Annotated in this window: 20 protein-coding genes; 7 read left to right on the forward strand and 13 right to left on the reverse strand. The window is 67.5% G+C overall.

Translation table 11 applies throughout. The features are described 5' to 3' along the window. The 13 genes from QZ814_RS01595 to QZ814_RS01655 form a co-directional block, all read right to left on the reverse strand. Positions 1-168 carry a hypothetical protein gene (locus tag QZ814_RS01595; RefSeq protein ID WP_294329306.1) on the reverse strand — a complete coding sequence of 56 codons (168 nt, stop codon included), beginning with the start codon at positions 166-168 and terminating at the stop codon, positions 1-3. Continuing rightward, the gene (locus QZ814_RS01600) at positions 168-836 is read right to left on the reverse strand and encodes an NAD(P)H-dependent oxidoreductase subunit E (RefSeq protein ID WP_294329307.1); all 669 of its coding nucleotides are present in this window, start codon (positions 834-836) and stop codon (positions 168-170) included. The genes QZ814_RS01595 and QZ814_RS01600 overlap by 1 nt, the downstream gene beginning before the upstream one ends. After that, complete coding sequence (locus QZ814_RS01605; protein WP_294329308.1) at positions 836-1,174, reverse strand: nuclear transport factor 2 family protein; 339 nt, start codon at positions 1,172-1,174, stop codon at positions 836-838. Before QZ814_RS01605 ends, QZ814_RS01600 begins: the two co-directional genes overlap by 1 nt. Beyond that, the gene (locus tag QZ814_RS01610; RefSeq protein ID WP_294329309.1) at positions 1,171-2,400 is read right to left on the reverse strand and encodes an NADH-quinone oxidoreductase subunit D; all 1,230 of its coding nucleotides are present in this window, start codon (positions 2,398-2,400) and stop codon (positions 1,171-1,173) included. Before QZ814_RS01610 ends, QZ814_RS01605 begins: the two co-directional genes overlap by 4 nt. After that, complete coding sequence (locus tag QZ814_RS01615) at positions 2,400-3,167, reverse strand: NADH-quinone oxidoreductase subunit C (protein WP_294329310.1); 768 nt, start codon at positions 3,165-3,167, stop codon at positions 2,400-2,402. The genes QZ814_RS01610 and QZ814_RS01615 overlap by 1 nt, the downstream gene beginning before the upstream one ends. Next, a complete protein-coding gene (locus QZ814_RS01620) occupies positions 3,164-3,703 on the reverse strand; it encodes an NADH-quinone oxidoreductase subunit B (protein ID WP_010545151.1) in 540 nt (179 codons plus the stop codon). The genes QZ814_RS01615 and QZ814_RS01620 overlap by 4 nt, the downstream gene beginning before the upstream one ends. After that, complete coding sequence (locus tag QZ814_RS01625; protein WP_294329313.1) at positions 3,694-4,068, reverse strand: NADH-quinone oxidoreductase subunit A; 375 nt, start codon at positions 4,066-4,068, stop codon at positions 3,694-3,696. The genes QZ814_RS01620 and QZ814_RS01625 overlap by 10 nt, the downstream gene beginning before the upstream one ends. Positions 4,069-4,197: 129 nt before the next feature. After that, positions 4,198-5,604, reverse strand: a complete 1,407-nt coding sequence (locus QZ814_RS01630; protein ID WP_294329314.1) for a chemotaxis protein CheW — start codon at positions 5,602-5,604, stop codon at positions 4,198-4,200. A 2-nt stretch (positions 5,605-5,606) separates the two neighbouring features. Next, positions 5,607-8,075, reverse strand: coding sequence for a PAS domain S-box protein (locus QZ814_RS01635; protein WP_294329315.1), 2,469 nt, complete (start codon positions 8,073-8,075; stop codon positions 5,607-5,609). Positions 8,076-8,202: 127 nt separating this feature from the next. Beyond that, a complete protein-coding gene (locus QZ814_RS01640; RefSeq protein WP_141985631.1) occupies positions 8,203-9,018 on the reverse strand; it encodes an inositol monophosphatase family protein in 816 nt (271 codons plus the stop codon). A gap of 120 nt (positions 9,019-9,138) precedes the next feature. Then, entirely contained in the window at positions 9,139-9,702 is a 564-nt protein-coding gene (gene efp, locus QZ814_RS01645; protein WP_064312161.1) for an elongation factor P, read from the reverse strand. 40 nt (positions 9,703-9,742) lie between these two features. Further along, positions 9,743-10,324, reverse strand: coding sequence for a M23 family metallopeptidase (locus QZ814_RS01650; RefSeq protein WP_294329316.1), 582 nt, complete (start codon positions 10,322-10,324; stop codon positions 9,743-9,745). Positions 10,325-10,507: 183 nt separating this feature from the next. Beyond that, positions 10,508-11,500 carry a L,D-transpeptidase gene (locus tag QZ814_RS01655; protein ID WP_294329317.1) on the reverse strand — a complete coding sequence of 331 codons (993 nt, stop codon included), beginning with the start codon at positions 11,498-11,500 and terminating at the stop codon, positions 10,508-10,510. A 110-nt stretch (positions 11,501-11,610) separates the two neighbouring features. On the opposite strand from QZ814_RS01655, the gene QZ814_RS01660 reads away from it, so the two are divergent. The 7 genes from QZ814_RS01660 to hppD all read left to right on the forward strand — a co-directional run bounded on the left by QZ814_RS01660 (position 11,611) and on the right by hppD (position 20,164). Then, on the forward strand, positions 11,611-12,693 hold the full coding sequence (locus QZ814_RS01660) for a potassium channel protein (protein ID WP_294329318.1): 1,083 nt from the start codon (positions 11,611-11,613) through the stop codon (positions 12,691-12,693). A gap of 231 nt (positions 12,694-12,924) precedes the next feature. Continuing rightward, on the forward strand, positions 12,925-13,695 hold the full coding sequence (locus tag QZ814_RS01665; protein WP_294329319.1) for an AcvB/VirJ family lysyl-phosphatidylglycerol hydrolase: 771 nt from the start codon (positions 12,925-12,927) through the stop codon (positions 13,693-13,695). Positions 13,696-13,789: 94 nt separating this feature from the next. Continuing rightward, on the forward strand, positions 13,790-16,381 hold the full coding sequence (gene mprF, locus QZ814_RS01670; RefSeq protein ID WP_294329320.1) for a bifunctional lysylphosphatidylglycerol flippase/synthetase MprF: 2,592 nt from the start codon (positions 13,790-13,792) through the stop codon (positions 16,379-16,381). A gap of 57 nt (positions 16,382-16,438) precedes the next feature. Further along, positions 16,439-17,308 carry an NAD(P)-dependent oxidoreductase gene (locus tag QZ814_RS01675; RefSeq protein ID WP_294329321.1) on the forward strand — a complete coding sequence of 290 codons (870 nt, stop codon included), beginning with the start codon at positions 16,439-16,441 and terminating at the stop codon, positions 17,306-17,308. A 122-nt stretch (positions 17,309-17,430) separates the two neighbouring features. Then, positions 17,431-17,697: a DUF6356 family protein gene (locus QZ814_RS01680; RefSeq protein WP_294329322.1), complete on the forward strand. Its 267-nt coding sequence runs from the start codon at positions 17,431-17,433 to the stop codon at positions 17,695-17,697. Positions 17,698-17,722: 25 nt separating this feature from the next. Continuing rightward, positions 17,723-19,072: an FAD/NAD(P)-binding protein gene (locus tag QZ814_RS01685; protein ID WP_294329323.1), complete on the forward strand. Its 1,350-nt coding sequence runs from the start codon at positions 17,723-17,725 to the stop codon at positions 19,070-19,072. 51 nt (positions 19,073-19,123) lie between these two features. Further along, complete coding sequence (hppD, locus tag QZ814_RS01690; protein WP_294329324.1) at positions 19,124-20,164, forward strand: 4-hydroxyphenylpyruvate dioxygenase; 1,041 nt, start codon at positions 19,124-19,126, stop codon at positions 20,162-20,164. Positions 20,165-20,254: the final 90 nt, after the last annotated feature.

A 20,254-nucleotide genomic window follows, 5' to 3' on the forward strand; every position in this document is an offset into this window, starting at 1 on the left:
TTAGCGTCCCTTCCCGACCAGCTTCTGTACGAACAGATAGAAGACCACGGCCACACCGATCAGGACGAGCGTCCCGATCAAGTTAAATGCAAGCTTGAGCACCCAGCCGAGCACGACGATGCCGCCGATGATGGCCAGGATGGTGACGATGAGGCTGTTGCCCCGCATCACCATTCGCCCCGATAGTCATGGTTCTCGCCCACCATCGCGGTGAGCGTCGTCGGTCCGCCGAGCGGCTCGACGGTGTGGCGGCCCGGCTCCTGCGTGCCGGTCTTGGGGCTCTCGCCCTTGGCCAGCGCGTCCAGGATCGCCAGCGTGCGATCATAATCGAGATCTTCGAAATTGTCGTCGTTGATCTGCACCATCGGCGCCGACGAGCAATTGCCCATGCACTCGACCTCGGTGAGCGTGAACAGCCCGTCCGCGGTGGTGTGGCCCTTCTTCAGCCCGCGCGACTTGCACGCGGCCATCACGTCGTCCGACCCGCGCAGCATGCACGGCGTCGTGCCGCAGACCTGCACATGGTAGCGGCCGACCGGCACCAGGTTGAACATGGTGTAGAAGGTCGCGACCTCGAACACGCGGATATAGGGCATGTCCAGTTCGCGGGCGACGAACTCGATCACCGGAACCGGAAGCCAGCCCTGCGTGTTCGTCTCGGCACCCACCTGGCGCTGCGCCAGGTCGAGAAACGGGATGGTGCACGACATCTGGCGACCCGCCGGATAGCGCGCCATGATCTCGCGCGCCTTCTCGGCATTGGCCGGCGTCCAGGCGAAATTGCCCCAGCGCGCGCGGACTTCCGCTTCGTCGGGGAGTTGGGGTGCGTCAGCCATCAGCGGATAAACTCCACCCGATCGACCTTGTCGTCGGAGAACGTATAAATGGACATCACCTCGAAGGGCTCGGCCTCGGGCGAGCGCGACACCTTCTCGTGCAGCACGACGGTTTCGCCGAGCGCATAGGAGGACAGGATGTCGGCGCGGTTGTGCGGAAACTCGGCGAACATCGCCTTGAGGCCCGAACGCACGCCTTCACGGCCCTCACGCAGCACGGCGCCGCGATAGGTCGCCTCGCAGGCGCCGTCGGTCATCAGTTCGACATAGCCATCGGCATCCTGCGCATTGTAGCGCGCAATCATTTCATGCGTGGTGGCGATACGATCCGCGCTCATCGGTCGCACTCCCCGAACACGATATCCATGGCGCCCAGGATGGCGGTGATGTCGGCGAGCATGTGCCCCTTGGACATGAAGTCCATCGCCTGGAGGTGGCTGAACGCGGTCGGGCGCACCTTGCAGCGATACGGCTTGTTGGTGCCGTCCGAGACCAGATACACGCCGAATTCGCCCTTGGGGCTTTCGGTCGCGACATATACTTCGCCCGCCGGCACGTGATAGCCTTCGGTGAAGAGCTTGAAGTGATGGATCAGCGCTTCCATCGACTGCTTCATCTCGCCGCGCTTCGGCGCACCGACCTTGCGGTCGAGCGTCAGGACCGGGCCTTCCGGCATGTCCTGGATACACTGCTTGATGATGCGGGCCGACTGGTAGACTTCCTCGACGCGGACCATGAAGCGATCATAGCAATCGCCGCGGGTGCCGACGGGAATCTCGAAATCGACGCGGTCGTATACATCGTACGGCTGCGAACGGCGGATATCCCAGGGGATGCCGGCGGCGCGGATCATCGGACCGGAGAAGCCCCACTTGATCGCGTCCTCACGGCTCACCGTCGCGATGTCGACGTTGCGCTGCTTGAAGATGCGGTTCTCGGCAACGAGGCTGATCGCGTCGCCGAACAGCCGCGGCAGGCGCGTGTCGAGCCATTCCGCGATGTCGTTCAAGAGCTTGACCGGCACGTCCTGGCGAACGCCACCGACGCGGTAATAGTTCGAGTGCATGCGCGCACCCGAAGCCCGCTCGAAGAAGTTCAGGCAGTCCTCGCGGATCTCGAACATCCACAGGTTCGGCGTCATCGCGCCGACGTCCATCACGTGCGAACCCAGGTTCAGCATGTGGTTGCAGATGCGGGTCAGCTCGGCGAACAGCACGCGCAGATACTGGCCGCGCAGCGGCACCTCGAGATCGAGCAGCTTCTCGACCGCGAGCACATAGCTGTGCTCCATCGCCAGCGGCGAGCAATAGTCGAAGCGATCGAAATACGGCAGCGCCTGGGTGTAGGTCTTGTACTCGATCAGCTTCTCGGTGCCGCGATGGAGCAGGCCGACATGCGGATCGATGCGCTCGATGATCTCGCCGTCCAGTTCGGTGACGAGACGGAGCACGCCGTGCGCCGCGGGATGCTGCGGGCCGAAGTTGATCGTATAGTTCGCGATCGAGGTATCGCCCGTCGCCGGGTCGATGTCGCGCTCGGGGATCTTGACTGCGGTATCGGTCATCACTTCTGCCCCTCGCCCTTGGGTGCGGGAACGTCCGCATCCTTGGGCTTTTCGCCGGGCTGGTTGCCCGGATGCGGCTGACCGGCGCCGGTCTGGGCCGTGTTCTCGCTGGTCTTGGTGTCCTTGACCGGCGGCGTCGGCACCGGCGCGGCGGGCGCCTTCTCGTCACCCGGGAGGACGTACTTGGCGCCTTCCCACGGGCTCATGAAGTCGAAGTTGCGGAAGTCCTGGGCCAGGCTGACCGGCTCATAGACCACGCGCTTTGCCTCTTCCGAATAGCGCACTTCGACATACCCGGTCATCGGGAAGTCCTTGCGCAGCGGATGCCCCTGGAAACCGTAATCGGTCAGGATGCGGCGGAGATCGTCATTGCCCGAGAACAGCACGCCGTACATGTCGTACGTCTCGCGCTCTAGCCAGCCGGCGACCGGCCAGATGCCCGTTACGCTCGGCACCGGCTTTTCCTCGTCGGTGGTGACGCGGACGCGGATCCGGTGGTTCCTGGTGAACGACAGCAGTTGGTAGACGACGTCGAAACGCTCAGGCCGCTCCGGATAGTCGACGCCTGCGATCTCGCTGAGCTGCTGATATTCCAGGCCCGGCGTGTCGCGGAGCGCGAGCATCGCCTCGCACAGCTTCTCACGGACGACGGTGAGCGACACCTCGCCGACGGCATCCTTCGCCTCGATCAGCAGATCGCCGAGCGCGGCCTTCGCCGCGTCGATCACGCCGTCATTGGCGGCATAGCGGGGAGCAGGCGCCTTCACCGGTCCAGGCTCCCGATGCGGCGGATCTTCCGCTGCAGCTGCATGATGCCATAGAGCAGCGCCTCGGCGGTCGGCGGGCAGCCGGGGACGTAGATGTCCACGGGCACCACGCGGTCGCAGCCGCGCACCACGCTGTAGCTATAGTGGTAATAGCCGCCGCCATTGGCGCAGCTGCCCATCGAAATCACGTATTTCGGTTCCGACATCTGGTCATAGACCCGGCGCAGCGCCGGGGCCATCTTGTTGCACAGCGTGCCCGCGACGATCATCACGTCCGACTGGCGCGGAGAGGCGCGCGGGGCGGCACCGAAGCGCTCCATGTCGTAACGCGGCATGTTGACGTGGATCATCTCCACCGCGCAGCACGCCAGACCGAAGGTCATCCACCACAGCGAGCCGGTCCGGGCCCACTGGAACAGCTCCTCGGTGGAGGTGACGAGAAAGCCCTTGTCGGCGATCTCGGCATTGATGTCGTTCAGGAAGCCGACGTCCGGGAGCGTACCGGCCGGGGGCGGCGCCGAAAGCTCTACTCCCATTCCAGGGCTCCCTTCTTCCAGGCATAGATTAGACCGAGCAGCAGCTCGGCGACAAAGATCATCATCGAGAACCAGGCAACCCAGCCCAGTTTGAACACGCTCACCGCCCACGGATACAGGAAGGCCGCTTCCAGATCGAAGACGATGAACAGGATCGCGACGAGGTAGAAGCGCACGTCGAACTGGCTGCGCGAATCCTCGAAGGCGGGGAAGCCGCACTCATATTCGGTGAGCTTCTCCGGCGTCGGCTTGTTCGTGCCGGTGAGGCGCGACACGAGCATCGGCAGGAACACGAAGGCGCTGGAGAGCACCAGGGCGATCCCGAGGAACAACAGGATCGGCAGATATTGTGACAGGTCGACCAATGGCCTTCTCTTCTCGCGACTGCGGAATCTTGGGGGGCTTCTAGGACCATGATCCCAGTGCGGCAAGGCCTGGAACCGCTGAGAATCATTCGCAATTGTTAAGGGGTGGTGAACATCTGTCCGGGCCCTTCACGCAAGCGCATGAATTCGGATGGAATGCGCGGTTCCGTCGATCGTTGCGGGCACGAACTGCGCGCCGGGACTGCCCCCAGGTACAGGGAGTGCGGGGGCGTTGATGATGGTCGCCAGCCGCTGGGCGAGGAAGCCGCGGGCGCCCTGCCCTTCCTGGTCACGGGCGATGATCAGCAACTTGGCGTCGGCGGGCTGCGCACCCGCCTCGACGGCATAGACCGAGACCGGCGCACCGCGGTGATCGCTGAGGCCGCACAGGCCGGAATAGTCCTCGACTCGCGAGGAAAGGCCGCGAAACGGCACGACCTCGCGGATCGCGTCCAGCGGCGTGGCAAGCAGGCGCTCGCCGGTATCGAAGATCAGGAAGGCGCGCCCGCCCTCCGCCCCGCCGCGGGCCATCGCGAGCGATCGCCCTTCGGCCTGCGCAGGGGCGCGGCATAGCGCCGCCATGGACTGGATCGCCGGATCGGCGCGGACGGCGTCGCTGTCGAGCACGAGGTTCTGGCCGCCGGCGGAATCGGTGGCGGTACCGTCGAACAGCGATCCCCTGCCTGCGAGGCCCGCCGGCAAGGGGCCGCGCTTGTCGTCCGCGATCCGCGCGACGCTGCGCACGCTCTCGACGTGCCATCCGACCAGCCGGTCGGGCGCGATCCGCAACAGGATGACCGGACCTTGCGAGTCGTCCGGCGTCGCGCCGTCGAGCCCGAGCGTCGCGAGCTGGTCGAAGACGCGGACGTCGCGGCCGAGATAGTTCACCGAGCGCGCCCAGCCGGGTGCCGGCACCGCGCAGCGCCGCAGGCTGCTCGCGGGCGCCGTGCTTTCCACCAGATGGCTGTCGATGGCGATCTGCACGCCGGCCACGGTCACCAGCACGAACGGCCGCGCCAGGCCGACTGCGGCGCCGTCGGCCTGGCGCGGCTGCGAGCGGACCAGCGGCAACCCCGCCATCGCGAACAGCGCGGCGGGATCGAGAATGCCGACCAGATGCTCCTCGCGCACGAACGCCCGATCGACCAGCCGCGCCGCCCCGCCGGAATCGACGAGTTCGCGCACGGCGGATACGGGGATACGGTACAGTCCCGACACCGTGTCGATCCGCAGGCCAAGCAGCACATCGTCGCGCCGCAGCACCACGATGGTACCGCCCGCACCCGTCGTCGCGGCGAAGCCGAGCAGCACGCTGACGTCGACGACGGGGATCACGTCGCCCCGCACCCCGATCGAGCCGATCAACGCGGGATGGCTGCCGAAACAGGGTCCGAGCGCTGCCGGGCACGGAACCACTTCGCGGACCCAGTCCACCGGTACCGCCAGTTCGACCCCGCAGAGGCGGAGCAGCCCGACGTCGATATGCCGCCGCCCCGCCTCGCCGACCGGCGCACCGAACTCGGTCCCCACGGCCATGGTCAGATCTTGCCGCTGGTGGAGGTCGCGAGCTCGTCGATCATCGCCACCACCTGGCGCGAGGTTTCGCGCTGGGCGCCGACCGACTGGGCGATGCCCGAGATCGCGCCGGTGGTCTTGTCGACGCAGCCGGCAATCGCCGCGAACGCGTCGCGGGCCGAGCGCGAGCGATCGGTGCCCTGCGCCACCCGCTCGCTCGACTCGCCGATCAGCCGGTTGATCTCCTCGGCGGCCGAGGCACTGCGCTCGGCAAGCTTGCGCACCTCCTCGGCGACGATCGAGAAGCCGACGCCGTGCTCGCCGGCGCGCGCCGCCTCGATCGCCGCGTTGAAGGCGAGCAGGTTGGTCTGGCCGGCGAGATCGCCGATCACGTCGACGATGCTGGCGATCTTCTTCGACGAAGCCCCCATCAGCTCCATCGATTCGATCGTGCCCTCGATCGCGCTGGTGCCGCGATCGGCCGCAGCCTGGGTCTCGCTGGCGAGCCCCGTGGCGCTGCACGCGCCTTCGCTGATGATTTTGATCGCGTCCGAAAGATCGCCGACAACCGACTGCATCTGCTCGGTCTTTGCTGCAATCTTGCGCTCGAGCATCACCTGGTCGGTAACGTCATAGGCATATTTGATCACCCGCGACGGATTGCCCTGCAGGTCGAACACCGGCGAGTAGCTCGCCTGGATGAACACGTCGCGATCATATTTGCCGATGCGGTGAAAGCGACCCGACTGGCCTTCGCCCCGCCCGAGCGCGCGCCAGAAATCGCCATATTCCTTCGACTTGAGGTGGACCGGATCGACGAACATCGAATGGTGGCGCCCCTGGATCTCGCGCAGCGTGTAGCCCATGGTCGACAGGAAGTTCTCGTTGGCGGTGAGGATTTCACCATCGAGACTGAACTCGATCGTCGCGAGGCTGCGATCCACCGCCTGGGCGCGGCTCTTGGTCTCGATCGCGTCCTTCTTCCGCTCGGTGATGTCATGGGCAAACTTGACCACTTTCACCACGTTGCCCAGCCCATCGAAGATCGGGTTGTAGGTGGCGTTGAGCCAGATCTCCTCGCCTGCCTTGTTGCGGCGACGAAAGTCCCCGGCGACATATTCGCCGTGCCCTAGGTCGGTCCAGAAGCGCGCATATTCCTGCGAATGCACCAGTTCGGCATCGCAGAACATCTTGTGATGCTTGCCGACCACGTCGTCGCGCCGGTAGCCGGTGGCGTTCAGGAAATTGTGGTTGGCGTCGAGGACCATGCCTTCCGGCGTGAATTCGATCACCGCCTGGGCGCGGTTGATCGCGGCGACCTTGCCCTCGGCATCGGCGGCGCGCTGGGTCTGCTCCGTGATGTCGTGGGCGTATTTCACCACCTTGATGAGCTTGCCGTCGGCATCGACGATCGGGTTGTACGTCGCGCGGATCCACACCCGCCGCCCGTCCTTGCCGATCCGCGGGAAGACCCCGGCCTGATATTCGCCCGCCGAGAGCGCGCGCCAGAAATTGGCGTACTCCTCGCCCTTCACATAGTCCGGATCGCAGCAGGTACGATGGTGCTTGCCGATCAATTCGCTGCGCTCATAGCCCATGGTCTGCAGGAACATGTCGTTGACTGCCACGACATAGCCACTGGTGTCGAACTCGATCACCGCGGTCGAACGGTCGATCGCGGCCAGCTTGCCGGTGGCCTCCGCGCTCTCGATCTGCGCCTTGGTCACGTCCATCGCGAACTTGACGATCTTCACCGGCAGGCCCTGATGGTCGAGGATCGGGTTGTAGGTCGCCTGGATCCAGCGCTCTGTGCCATCCTTGGCGACGCGCTTGTACAGGCCGCCGTCGAACTCGCCGCGGCCGAGCCGCTCCCAGAACTGGCGATAGGCGGGCGAGCGGGCATAGTCGGCCGTGCAGAAGATGCGGTGATGCTGGCCGATCACCTCCTCGGCCTTGTAGCCGAGAAGCTCACAGAAATTCTCGTTGGCGCCGATCACGCGGCCCGAGAGGTCGAACTCGATCATCGCGGTGGCGCGGCTGAACGCATTGAGCACGCTGCGGTTGAGCGCCGCCTCGATCTGCGCGCCGCGCACGTCGCGGGCGATCAGGATGATGCTCTGCACCGCGCCGTTGGCGTCCTTTACCGGGGCGTAATGACCGGCGATCCAGGCGTCCTTGCCCTCGCAGCCGTTGCGGCGGGCGGTTTCTTCGATCGTCTCGCCCGCACGCAGCCGCTCCCAGAAGGCGGCATAGGCCGGGCTGGCGGCATAGTCGGCGTCGCAAAAGAAGCGGTGGTGCTCGCCGATCACGGTGTCGAGCACGCAGCCCATCGCGTCGAGGAAATGTTGGTTGGCGCGGGTCAGGATGCCGTCCGGGCTGAACTCGGCCACCGCATAGAGCCGGTCGAGCACGGTGCCGACGTCATGGCAGAACGCCTCGTCCGATGCCTCTCCCCGACGCCCCTTGCCGAGGCCGCCCGCTTCCATGTTCATGCGCCGTTTGTCCCAATTCGCCCGACTGGATAGCCGGAGGCGTTTTAAGGAACTTATAGGACGCAAGCCCTAGGAAACGGCCGGGAAATAGAGTCAATTCCCCGGCTCCGTAGTCGTACGTACGGCCTCAGCGAAGCGCGTTGGCGACCAGCTTGTGGAGCTTGGAATGCAGGCCGTCGTTCGCAGCAAGGAACTGGTTGCGCTGCATCGCCATGTCCTGGCCGCGATAGTCGGTGACGAAGCCGCCGGCTTCTTTCACGAGCAGCATGCCTGCCGCGACGTCCCACGGCTTCAGGTCCGATTCCCAATAGCCGTCGAAGCGGCCAGCGGCGACCCAGGCGAGGTCGAGCGCCGCCGAGCCGAGCCGGCGAATGCCCGCCACTTCGGGTGCCACCGCACCGAAGATGCGGCTCCACTCGGCGAAATTGCCATGGCCCATGAACGGAATCCCCGTCGCGATCAGCGCCTCGGAGAGGTCGCGACGCGCCGAAACGCGCAGCCGCTGGTCCTGCAGCCAGGCGCCGCGGCCCTTCTCGGCCCAGAAGCTCTCGTCGGTGAGCGGCTGGTAGATCAGGCCGTGGGTGATCTCGGGCTTGCCCTGGCTGCCGTTGGGATCCTCGACCGCGATCGCGATCGAGAAATGCGGGATGCCGTGGAGGAAGTTGGTGGTGCCGTCGAGCGGGTCGACGATGAAGCGCGGCTTGTCCGGATCGCCCGGCAGCTCGCCGCCCTCTTCGGCCAGGATGCGCCAGTCGGGACGCGCCTTGCGCAGTTCCTCGATCAGCGTCTGCTCGGCGCGCTTGTCGGCCATGCTCACGAAATCGGCCGGGCCCTTGCGGCTGACCTGCAGGTGCGTGACCTCGTTGAAGTCGCGACGCAGCCGCGGCGCGGCCTTGCGTGCGGCACGGTCCATGACGGTGAGAAGGCCGGAAAAGGCTGCCATATCAATCTCTCTCCCTGCCGCGCATGCGGGGGACTAAGGAAGGCCTGACCTGAAAACGGGAAAAGGGGACGCAGGCCTGCCGTCCCCTTCCCTTCGCATGTTCGGCCGAAGCCGGGCAGATCAGTCCGCGCGGCGGACGTAGGTCTGCTCGTACACGTCGACGACGATGCGCGTGCCGCTGCCGATATGCGGCGGCACCATCACGCGCACGCCGTTGTCGAGCACGGCCGGCTTGTACGAGGACGAGGCCGTCTGGCCCTTCACCACCGCGTCGGCCTCGACGATCGTTGCTTCGATCGTGTCGGGCAGCTGGACGCTGATTGCCTCGTCGTCATAGAGTTCCATCACCACGTCCATGCCGTCCTGCAGGAAGGCTGCTGCCTCGCCGAGCAGGTCGCGCGGCAGCGTCGTCTGGTCGTAGGTTTCCTTGTCCATGAACACGAGCATGTCGCCTTCGGGATACAGGAACTGGAAATCCTTGGTGTCGAGGCGCACGCGCTCCACAGTCTCGGCCGAGCGGAAGCGGACGTTGTTCTTGCGGCCGTCGCGCAGGTTCTTGAGTTCGACCTGCATATAGGCACCGCCCTTGCCGGGCTGGGTGTGCTGAATCTTGACGGCGCGCCAGATGCCGCCCTCATATTCGATGATGTTGCCGGGACGGATGTCCACGCCGCTGATCTTCATGGATCGTGCCTGTATGTGAGAAAGAGCTGAGCCGCGCCCTTTAGCTCCGCCCGGGCTTTCCCGCAAGCAGGGGATAGGGATCGATATTGGTTCCCTGCCACCAGCCCTCGCCGGGCGCCATCCGCTTGACCTCGAAATGGAGGTGCGGCGGGCCCCCGGCGGCGCTGCCGCTGTCGCCGACAGTGGCGATCGGCTGGCCCTGGCGGACCAGCGTGCCCTCGGGCACCGCGATCGTATCGAGATGGGCATAATAATGCACCGTCCCGCCATCGGGCGTGCGGATATAGAGCGTATGGCCGCCCAGATCGCTCTCGAACCGCTTCTCCACGGTGCCGGTAGCAGCGGCGCGGACGGGCGTGCCCTTGGGGGCGAGAATGTCGATCGCGTGATGTGCGCGGTCGCCATCGCCGCGCGGCTGGCCCCAATCGTCATGGAGCGCGCTGGCCGCGACGCCCTGGACCGGGATGATGAGCCCGGCGGATGCGGCAGGCGCGGCCGGAGCCATCGGGCGCACTGCCCCGGCCCGCGGCGCCTGCCCCGCCGGCAGGAACCGTACCCGCGACACCAGCAGCGCAAGCAGCGCCACCACCACCAGCCCCGCGATCAGGCCGAAACGGCGCATGCACTTGCTCCGGGCAGCCGCGGCAGAGACGCACTGCCATACGCAACGCCGTCATCTCGGCGAAAGCCGGGATCCGTTGGCGTCGCCGTTGCCGTTCCAGCCTTGCCCGAAAGGCGAATGGATCCCGGCCGTCGCCGGGATGACGGCTGGTAGGCGGAAGGGGCATCCGCAACCGACACGACGCTATTCCTGGAAGATCGCCGGGGTGCCCGGCTTCACCATCAGCGCGACCCGGGCGGCGTCCCAGTTGGTCAGGCGAATGCAGCCATGGCTCTCGCTGCGGCCGATCGTCTGCGGCTCGGGCGTGCCGTGGATGCCGTAATGCTCCTTGGAGAGGTCGATCCAGACCACGCCCACCGGGCCGTTCGGGCCGGCGGGCAGCATCGCCGGATCGTCGCCCTTCCTGGCGTCCCAGAACAGCTTGGGATTGTAGTGGAACTTAGGATTGGTATCCAAACCGTTGATTTTCCAACTTCCGATCGGCAGCGGATCATGCGTGCTGCCCATCGTCGCGCTGAACTGGGCGAGCAGCCGGTCGCCGGCGCCATAAACCTTCAGCACGCCCTCGGACTTGTCGACGACCAAATGATCGGCCTGGGGCTGGCGCGGGTCGACGTTGAGCATGTTGAGCGTCTGGCGCCATTCCGGCTTCCACTCGGCCGGATAGGCACGCGAGCCGGGCAGCGCGTTGGGCAGACGCAGCGAGGTGCCCGTCTTGATCCTCGTCACCCCCGGGTTGAGCGCGCTGATAACCTCAGGGCTGGTGTGAAACATCTCCGCCAACTTCTCGAGCGAATTGCGATACCCAAGCGCTTTGAGCTTGGCCTGCTGGTCGAGATCCCTTGGGATAGGATCGACGAACGGGCCCTGCATCGTCTCCGCGCCCACCGCGAGCGTGCGGACCGGCCGCAGCGCACGATATCGGTGGAGCACGGCGAGCGTCGGCGCGTCGATCACGCCCGTCACCTTCAGCCCGCGCGCTTCCTGCAGCCCGCGCACCGCGGCGGTGAGCGACTGGCCGGGGCGCCCGTCGAGCATGCCCGGCCCGAAGCCGAGATGGTCAAGGATCACCTGCGCGTGGAGGATATTGAGGTCGATCAGCGGCTTGGGCGGCGGTGTCTGGGCAAGAGCGGGGGTCGCGAGCAGTCCGAGCATCATTCCCAGCATCTTGCGCACACGGCCTCTCCCGATCGTTGGAAGCGCTAAACGAGCGCACCCCGCTAAGGGTTGCCTCCCCGGGCGAACCCGGATGGACAAGCTCGCAGCAACATGCCCTAATCAACGGAATGCGGCGGATCCTTACAGATGCGGAACAGGTGCTCGGCTCGCCGACGCGCAACCTCGTCTCGATCCTCGTCTTCGTGCTGGTCGTCGGCGTGCTCGCGACGATCGGCTACATGGCCGCGGGCTGGAGCTTCGCCGACGCAAGCTACATGGTGGTGCTGACGCTCTACACCGTCGGCTATGGCGAAGTCCGCCCGATCGACACCCCCTATCTCCACGCGCTGACCATGGGGACGATGGTGCTGGGCTGCACCGGCATGATCCTGCTCACCAGCGCGCTCGTCCAGCTCTTCACCGTCCTGCAACTGCGCAGTATTTTCGGAGGCTCCCGCATGCAGAACCGGATCGACCAGCTATCCGACCATGTCGTGATCTGCGGCTATGGCCGGATCGGCGTGATGCTCGCCCGCGACCTTGCCCAGGCGACGGTACCCGTGGTGGTGATCGAACGCGGTCCCGAGAAGCGCGCCGAGGCGGAAGCGGCGGGACACTGCACGCTGGCCGGCGACGCGACCGAGGAGGAAGTGCTGATCGCCGCCGGCATCGGGCGGGCCCGGGCGCTCGCCACGGTGCTGCCGGACGACGCGGCCAACGTGTTCATCACGCTCAGCGCGCGCAATCTCAACACGGCGCTGGAGATCATCGCCCGCGGCGAGGCGCCGACCACCGAGCGCAAGCTGATCCATGCCGGCGCCGACCGCGTCGTCTTCCCCACCCATATCGGCGCGGAGGCGATGGCGCGGATGATCCTCTATCCGCACAGCCAGCAGGTGCATGGCGACGCCCAGCTCGGCCGGCTGCGGCGCGACCTCGAGGCGCTGGGGCTGGACGTCGAGCTGATCGAGGTCGCGCCGGGCTCGGCCATGGCCGGGCTCAGCGTCGAGGCGGCCGAGCGGCGGGCCGAGGGCAGCGTGTTCATCGTCCAGATCGACCGCAGCGACGGCCGCTCGATTCCCCGCCCGGCGCGCGACGAGCGGCTCGAGCCCGGCGACAGGGCGCTGGTGGTGATGCGCGACGTGGGCGCGGCGGCGCGGGCGCTGTTCACCAGCCGCCAGGAAATCCGCGCGGGGAGGAACAAGTTTTGAGGGGCTGGCACAGCGCCTCCGGCAAGCCCCTCCTCCGAGAAGCGGTTGGCGGAAGATTTCCGGAACCGGCGCTGGTCTGCGCGGGACACCGCCCCACCCCAACCCCGCATCAGGGGAACGGTGGTCCGCACCGTCCAGGCGCTGCCGGGGGCGACGCCGACCCGATGCGCCGGACGCAGGGAGACTCCGTCCTTCACCCCACCTTCAGCTTGCCCGGCGCAGCATAGGCCGATGGCGTCGAGTTCTTCCTCCCCCCGTCCCCGCCGCCTCGGCTGGAAAGCCTGGACCGGCCTCGTCGCCCTGCTGCTCGCCGGGCTTGCGCTGGGCCTCTACTGGACCGCGGGCTTCCTCGATCGCGATCCGGTCCGTCTCTACGGCATGCCGGAACGGCACGGCAGCGCCCCGGTCGCCGCGATCTTCCTCTCCGGCGACATGGGGATCCGCTACGGCATGGGGTCCTATGTGGTGGAGTCGCTCGCCGGTGCCGGCGTGCCCGTATACGCGATCGCCAGTTCGACCATGTTCGCCCGCCGCCGCAGCGCGGCCGAGGTGCAGGCGCTGCTTCCGGACGCGATTCGGCAGACCCTGCGCCGATCGGGCGCGCGCAAGGTGGTGGTGATCGGCCAGTCCTTCGGCGCCGACATGGCGCGCGTCGGCCTGGCCTCGCTGCCGCAGGACCTTCGCGCCAAGGTCGCCGCGCTGGTCCTCGTCGTGCCCGGTACCAACGCCTATTTCCGCGCCGACCCGCTGGGGATTGCCTATATCGGTACGCCCGACGCAGACGCCGCCGCAGCCGAGGCGCTCACCTGGTTACCGGTGACCTGCATCCGCGGCGCGGACGAGACCGACAGCCTGTGCCCCAGCCTGCTCGCGCCCAATGTCCGCCGCATCACCCTGCCCGGCGGCCACTTCCTGCGCATGGACCATGACCTGCTGGTCCGCACCGTCTTCGCCGCGCTGGCACCGGTGCTCGACACGCATCTCGAGGTGCCCGCCCACTGAGTTGCCGCGTGGCCTGCGCAGGGATAAAGCCCCGCTGCAGCGGCGTTGCACGGACCGACCGACAAGGCTCGGCGCGCGGCGCCTGGGGAAAACGATGCAGGCGAATGAAGAGCAGGCGCCGGACGAAGGCGGTGGCACCGCACGGCGGCTGCGCGAGGGGTTGGCGCGATACCGGCGGCTGCTGATCGTCGTGCTGGTCCTCGGCGTGGCGCTGCTCGGCTTCGAGGCGATGCGCGCGATCCTCGCCGAGGTGCGACTGCGCGACGTGCGCCATGCGCTCCATCGCATCGACGCCGCGCAGCTGGCGCTGGCGCTGGCGCTCACCACCGCCTCCTACCTCGCCTTGACGCTGTACGACTGGTTCGCGGTGCGGACGATCGGCCAACGCCTGCCGTGGCGCACCGCCGCGCTGGCCTCGTTCACCAGCTATACGATCAGCCACAATCTGGGGCTGTCGCTGCTGACCGGCGGCAGCGCCAGGCTGCGCGCCTATGGGGCGGCCGGGCTCGACTTCGCCGATGTCGCGCGGGTGACGCTGATCGCCAGCGGTACCTTCTGGGGCGGCGTGTTCGCGGTGACCGCGGTCGCGCTCCTGGTCGCCCAGCACCCGCTGGTCCTGCTCGGCTACACCCTCTCCCTGACTCTGCTCCACCTTGCCGGCGCGGTGCTTGCCCTGGCCTTTGCCGCGCTGTTCCTGCTGCGTGCGCGGGGGCTCTCGACGCTGCGGATCGGCAGCGCGACCCTGCCGCTGCCGCCGCCGTCGCTCATGGCGGCGCAGATCGGCATTGCGGCATTCGATCTCGCCTGCGCCTCGGGCGCGCTGTTCGTGCTGGTGCCGCATGCCGACCCGGCCCTGATCGGCAGCTTCTTCCTGGCCTATGCCCTGGCGATCGTGATCGCGCTGATCACCCATGTCCCCGGCGGCATCGGCGTGTTCGAAGCGGTGATGCTCGCGCTGGTGCCGATCGGCCGCAGCGACCTGTTCGCCGCGCTGCTGCTCTACCGGCTGATCTATTATCTGCTGCCGCTGCTGGTCGCCGGTGCGCTGCTCGTCGCGATCGAAGGCCGGCGCCTGCGTCAGCCGATCGCCACGGGACTGGGCGTCGCCCACCGCATCGGCCAGGCGCTGGTACCGCCGCTGCTGGCGCTGCTGGTGTTCGCGGGCGGATTGGTGCTGCTTATCTCTGGCGCGCTGCCGCCTGCGCACGGCCGGATGCATCCGTTGCGCGGCATCCTGCCGCTGCCGTTCGTGGAGGGTTCCCATTTCGCCGCCAGCCTCGTCGGCACCGCGCTGCTGCTGATCGCGCCGGCCGTGCAGGCACGCCTGAAGAGCGGTTTTCATGCCGCCCGGCTGCTGCTGCTGGCGGGCGCGATATTCTCCCTGGCCAAGGGCATCGACTATGAGGAAGCGACGGTGCTGCTCGTCGTCGCCGGCCTGCTCCAATATGCCCGGCCGGGCTTTTACCGCAGCGCCGGGATCGGATCGGCACCGGTCGCCCGCTGGTGGTGGGCGGCGGCGCTGATCGCGCTCCTGCTGAGTGCCTGGGCCGGCTTCTTCGCCTATAAGCGCGTGCCCTATAGCGATGCCCTGTGGTGGGACTTCGCCTGGCGCGGCAACGCCCCCCGCTTCCTGCGCGCCACCTTGGGCGCGACGATGCTGCTGGTCGGCTGGGCCTTCTGGCGGCTGATGTCGGCCAGCCCGCGCATCCGCGAGCACCAGGCACTGGACCCGGAGGTGGCGGCGCGCGCCATCGCCGTCTCGCCGCGCGCCGACGCGATGCTCGCTTATGCCGGCGACAAGGATTTCCTCGTCTCGACCTCGGGCGACGCCTTCCTGATGTACCGGGTGCAGGGCCGCACCTGGGTGGTGATGGGCGATCCCGTCGGGCCCGAGGCCGCCTGGTCCGAGCTGATCTGGGAGATCCGCCGCCGCTGCGATGCCGCGCGCGGGCGGCTCTGCCTGTTCCAGGTGAGCGCCGCGATGCTGCCGCTGGTCGTCGAACTGGGCCTGCAGCCGCTCAAATATGGCGACGAGGCGGTGGTCGACCTCCGCCAGGGCTATGACCTGAAGGGCGGGCAGTTCAAGTCGCTGCGCTATTCGGTGAAGCGCGCCACCAGCGAGGGGCTGGTGTTCGAGGTAATCCCCGCCGCGCAGGTCCCCGCGTTGCTCCCCGACCTACAGCGCGTGTCCGACGCCTGGCTGGCCCGCAAGCACGGCGCGGAGAAGCGCTTCAGCCTCGGCCGCTTCGATCCCGACTATCTCGCCCATTTCGACTGCGCCGTGCTGCGGCTGGAAGGAGAAATCGTCGCCTTCGCCAACATCTGGGAGACGCCCAACCGCGAGGAGATATCGGTCGACCTGATGCGCCATCTGCCGGACACGCCCTATGGCGCGATGGACCTGCTGTTCGTGCGGCTGCTGCAATATGGCGCCGCGCAGGGCTTCGAGCGGTTCAATCTCGGCCTGGCGCCGCTGTCCGGTCTCAAGCCGGGGCCGCTGGCGCCGATCTGGTCGCGGCTGGGGGCAGCGGTCTATGGCCATGGCGAGCGGCTCTACGGCTTTTCGGGGCTGCGCGCATTCAAGGCCAAGTTCGGCCCGGACTGGGTGCCGCGCTATATCGGCACGAGCCCAGGCGTGTCCGTGCCGCGGGCGCTGATCGACGCGGCGGTGCTGATCGGCGGCTAACCCCTTGGGTTCCGGGGCCGAGCCCCCACATGCTGCGACGCAACCTGGGAGACACGCATGGACCTCGCATTTCTCGGCCTCGGGCAGATGGGCATCGGCATGGCGGGTGCGCTGCTCGATGCCGGCCACAGCCTCACCATGTGGAACCGCTCGCCGGAAAAGGCCGCAGCGCTGACCGAGCGGGGCGCCCGCCTTGCCCGCACCCCTCGCGAAGCCACCGACGGCGCACAGGCGGTGCTGACCATGGTGGCGGACGATGCGGCCCTCGCCGCGATCCTCGACGGCGAGGACGGCCTGATCGCCGGCATGGCGCCCGGCGCGCTGCACCTTTCGCACAGCACCGTCGCCGTCGCCACCACCGACCAGCTCGCCGCCCGCCACGCCGAGGCCGGCCACCACTTCGTCTCCGCCCCCGTGTTCGGCCGGCCGCCGGTCGCAGCCCAAGGCAAGCTCGCGATCGTCGCCGCCGGTGCGCCCGAGGCGATGGCGGCTGCCGCGCCGATCCTCGACGCGCTGGGCCGCGTCACCTTCCCGATGGGCGACACGCCCTCGGCTGCGAACCTGGTGAAGCTCGCCGGCAACTTCATGATCATGGCCACCGTCGAAGCCTATGGCGAGGCGATGTCGCTGGGCGAGAAGGGCGGCGTGTCGCGCGCGCAGATGCTGGAGGTATTTTCCGGCACGATCTTCGATGGCGCGATCCACAAGGTCTATGGCCCGCCGATCGCCGAGCGCCGCCACCGTCCTGCAGGTTTCGCCGCGCCCTTGGGGCTGAAGGACATGCGTCTGGCCGGGGAAGCCGCCGAGGCGGTGGGCGCCAAACTGCCGCTGCTCGATCTGGTCCGCGCGCACCTCGCCGAAACGGTGAAGAGCGAGGGCAGCGATGTCGACGTGACCGCGCTTGCCGAGACGATCGCCAAGCTGTGAACCCGTACTCCCCCTCCCGCTTGCGGGAGGGGGACATGAGCCGCGCCCTCTCTCCCGCAAGAGGAGAAGGATTTGGGACGAGCGCCCTTCCCCCTCGCCCCGATCCCGCGTACATTTCCCACATGATCACTCGGCTTTTCCTCGCCCATCCCCGCAGTGTCGGCGAAAGCTATGGGGAGCATGCCGCCACGGCGGCGCGGTTCGGCGTCACGATGATGGCGGGCGGCGCAGCCTGCATCATCCATGCGGTGCTGCCCTTCCTGTTCGTGCGGACGGCGAGCGATTCGGTGAAGCGGCTCTACGCCCAGATGATGGCGCGCCAGCCCGCCTTCGCCGAGCAGAAGCCTGCCTTCCAGCAGCCCGAGTGGCAGCTCGACTACGAAATCTGACGCCGGCATCGGGGGAGCCGCACCTATGATCGAACACGTCGCCATCATCGGCGCGGGCTTTTCCGGCACGCTCCAGGCGATCAACCTGATCCGCCACGAAGGGCCCCGCGCGACGCTGATCGAACGCGCGCCGGTGGCCGGCACCGGCCTCGCCTATGGCGCAGCGCACCCCTCGCACCTGCTCAACGTCCGCGCCGCGAACATGAGCGCCTTTCCGGACGATCCCGGGCATCTGGTCCGCTGGCTGGAGGCGCGCGGCGTCGAGAATGCCGCGACCAGCTTCGTGCCGCGCCGGGTGTATGGCGACTATCTGCGCGAGATGCTGGCACAGGCGCTCGCCGAGCACCCCGAGCGCCTTCGGCTCGTCCATGCCGAGGTGGAGGACGTGACGTTCGACGCCCAGGGCGCGACGCTCCAGCTTTCGGACGGCACGCTGCGCGCGGATGCCGCCGTGCTTGCGGTGGGCAATTTGCCGCCGCACGACCCGCCGGGCCTCGATCCGGCGCGGCTCTCGGCAGCACGCTACAAGGGCGACCCCTGGGACCCCAGCGTGCCCGAAGACCTGTCGGACCAGGACACCGTGCTGGTGATCGGCACCGGACTCACCATGGTCGACGTCGCGCTGCTGCTCGAGGCGCGCGGCTTCACGGGCAAGATCGTCGCGGTATCGCGGCGCGGATTGCTGCCCCGCCCCCATGGTCCGGGCCAGGATTGGCAGAAGATCGCCGAGCGCCCACGCACCCGTGCATCGGCCTTGCTTCGCGCCGTCCGGGACCGCGCCGAGCAGGTCGGCTGGCGCAATGCCGTGGACGAGCTGCGCCCGTTCACCCAGCCGATGTGGGCCAATGCCAGCGCGGCCGAACGCGCCCGGTTCCTGCGCCATCTGCGCCCCTGGTGGGACGTGCATCGCCACCGGCTTGCCCCTGAGGTCCATGCCCGCCTGCAGGCGCTGATCGACCGCGGCCAGCTGGAAGTGCTCGCCGCCAAGACGCTCGGCTTCGAGGAAGGCCCGGATGGCATTGCTGTCACCCTGCGGCCGCGCGGGCAGGATGCGCCCCGGACGATCCTCGCCCAGCGCATCGTCAACTGCACCGGCCCGCTCGGCGACCTCAACCGCACCCGCGAACCGTTGCTACAGCGCCTCGCCGAACGGGGGCTGATCCGCCCGGACGCCGCGCATATCGGCATCGATGTCGACAATCAGGGCCAGACCATCGCCGCCGATGGCCGCGCCAACGCCAACCTCTACGCGCTTGGGCCCATGACCCGCGGCGCCTTCTGGGAGATCGTCGCGGTGCCCGACATCCGCACCCAGACTTGGGCGGTCGCGCGCCGCCTGTCCAACGCGCACTGGGTCGGCGGCGAGGGCCTGTAGCGAACTGGTAACATTTGACACTAAATCGGATTATGCGGTATCAGGTCTTCCATGACCGATACCGCCAATCCGCTCGGCCTCAACGGCTTCGAGTTCGTCGAGTTCACCTCGCCCGATCCGGACGCGATGGCGCGTCAGTTCGAGCAGCTGGGCTTCGTTGCCAGCCACCGCCATCCGCGCAAGAACATCACGCGCTACAAGCAGGGCCGCATCAACCTGATGCTCAACCGCGACGATGCCGGCCGCGTCGCCGCCTTCCGCGGCGAGCACGGCCCCTCGGCCAGCGCGATGGCCTTTCGGGTGTCGGATCCCAAAAAGGCGATGGAATGGGCGCTCGCGCACGGCGCCAAGCCGACGGACGAGGACGATACCGTCATCCAGGGCATCGGCGGCTCCTATCTCTATTTCATCCAGGACGAGACCGACCTCTACGCGGACTGGGCCGAATTCCCGGGCTGGCGCGAAGCCGAGGCCGCGAACAGCGTCGGGCTCGACCTGCTCGACCACCTCACCCACAATGTCCGCCGCGGCCAGATGCGGGTGTGGAGCGAATTCTACCGCACGCTCTTCGGCTTCGAGGAGCAGAAGTATTTCGACATCAAGGGCAAGGCGACCGGCCTGTTCAGCCAGGCGATGATCGCGCCGGACAAGGCGATCCGCATCCCGCTCAACGAGAGCCAGGACGACAACAGCCAGATCGAGGAATTCCTCCGCGAGTATAACGGCGAAGGCATCCAGCACCTCGCGCTGACCACCGACGACATCTACGACACGGTCGAGCGCCTGCGCGCCCGCGGTGTGCGGCTGCAGGACACGATCGAGACCTATTACGAGCTGGTCGACAAGCGCGTCCCCGGCCACGGCGAGGACCTGGAGCGGCTGCGCAAGAACCGCATTCTGATCGACGGTTCGGTGGAGACGGGCGAGGGCATCCTGCTCCAGATCTTCACCGAGACGATGTTCGGGCCGATCTTCTTCGAGATCATCCAGCGCAAGGGCAACGAAGGCTTCGGCAACGGCAATTTCCAGGCGCTGTTCGAGAGCATCGAGCTCGACCAGATCCGCCGCGGCGTGATCAAGGTCGACGCCTGACAAGTTCGGAGAGGGAGAGAGCCGGGGGTGCCGCCGCAGGAACGATGGCATACCCCGGCCCCATTCCCTCCCCTTTGGGACCGGCCAACC

The organism is uncultured Sphingomonas sp. (assembly GCF_913777625.1).
Lineage (GTDB): Bacteria > Pseudomonadota > Alphaproteobacteria > Sphingomonadales > Sphingomonadaceae > Sphingomonas.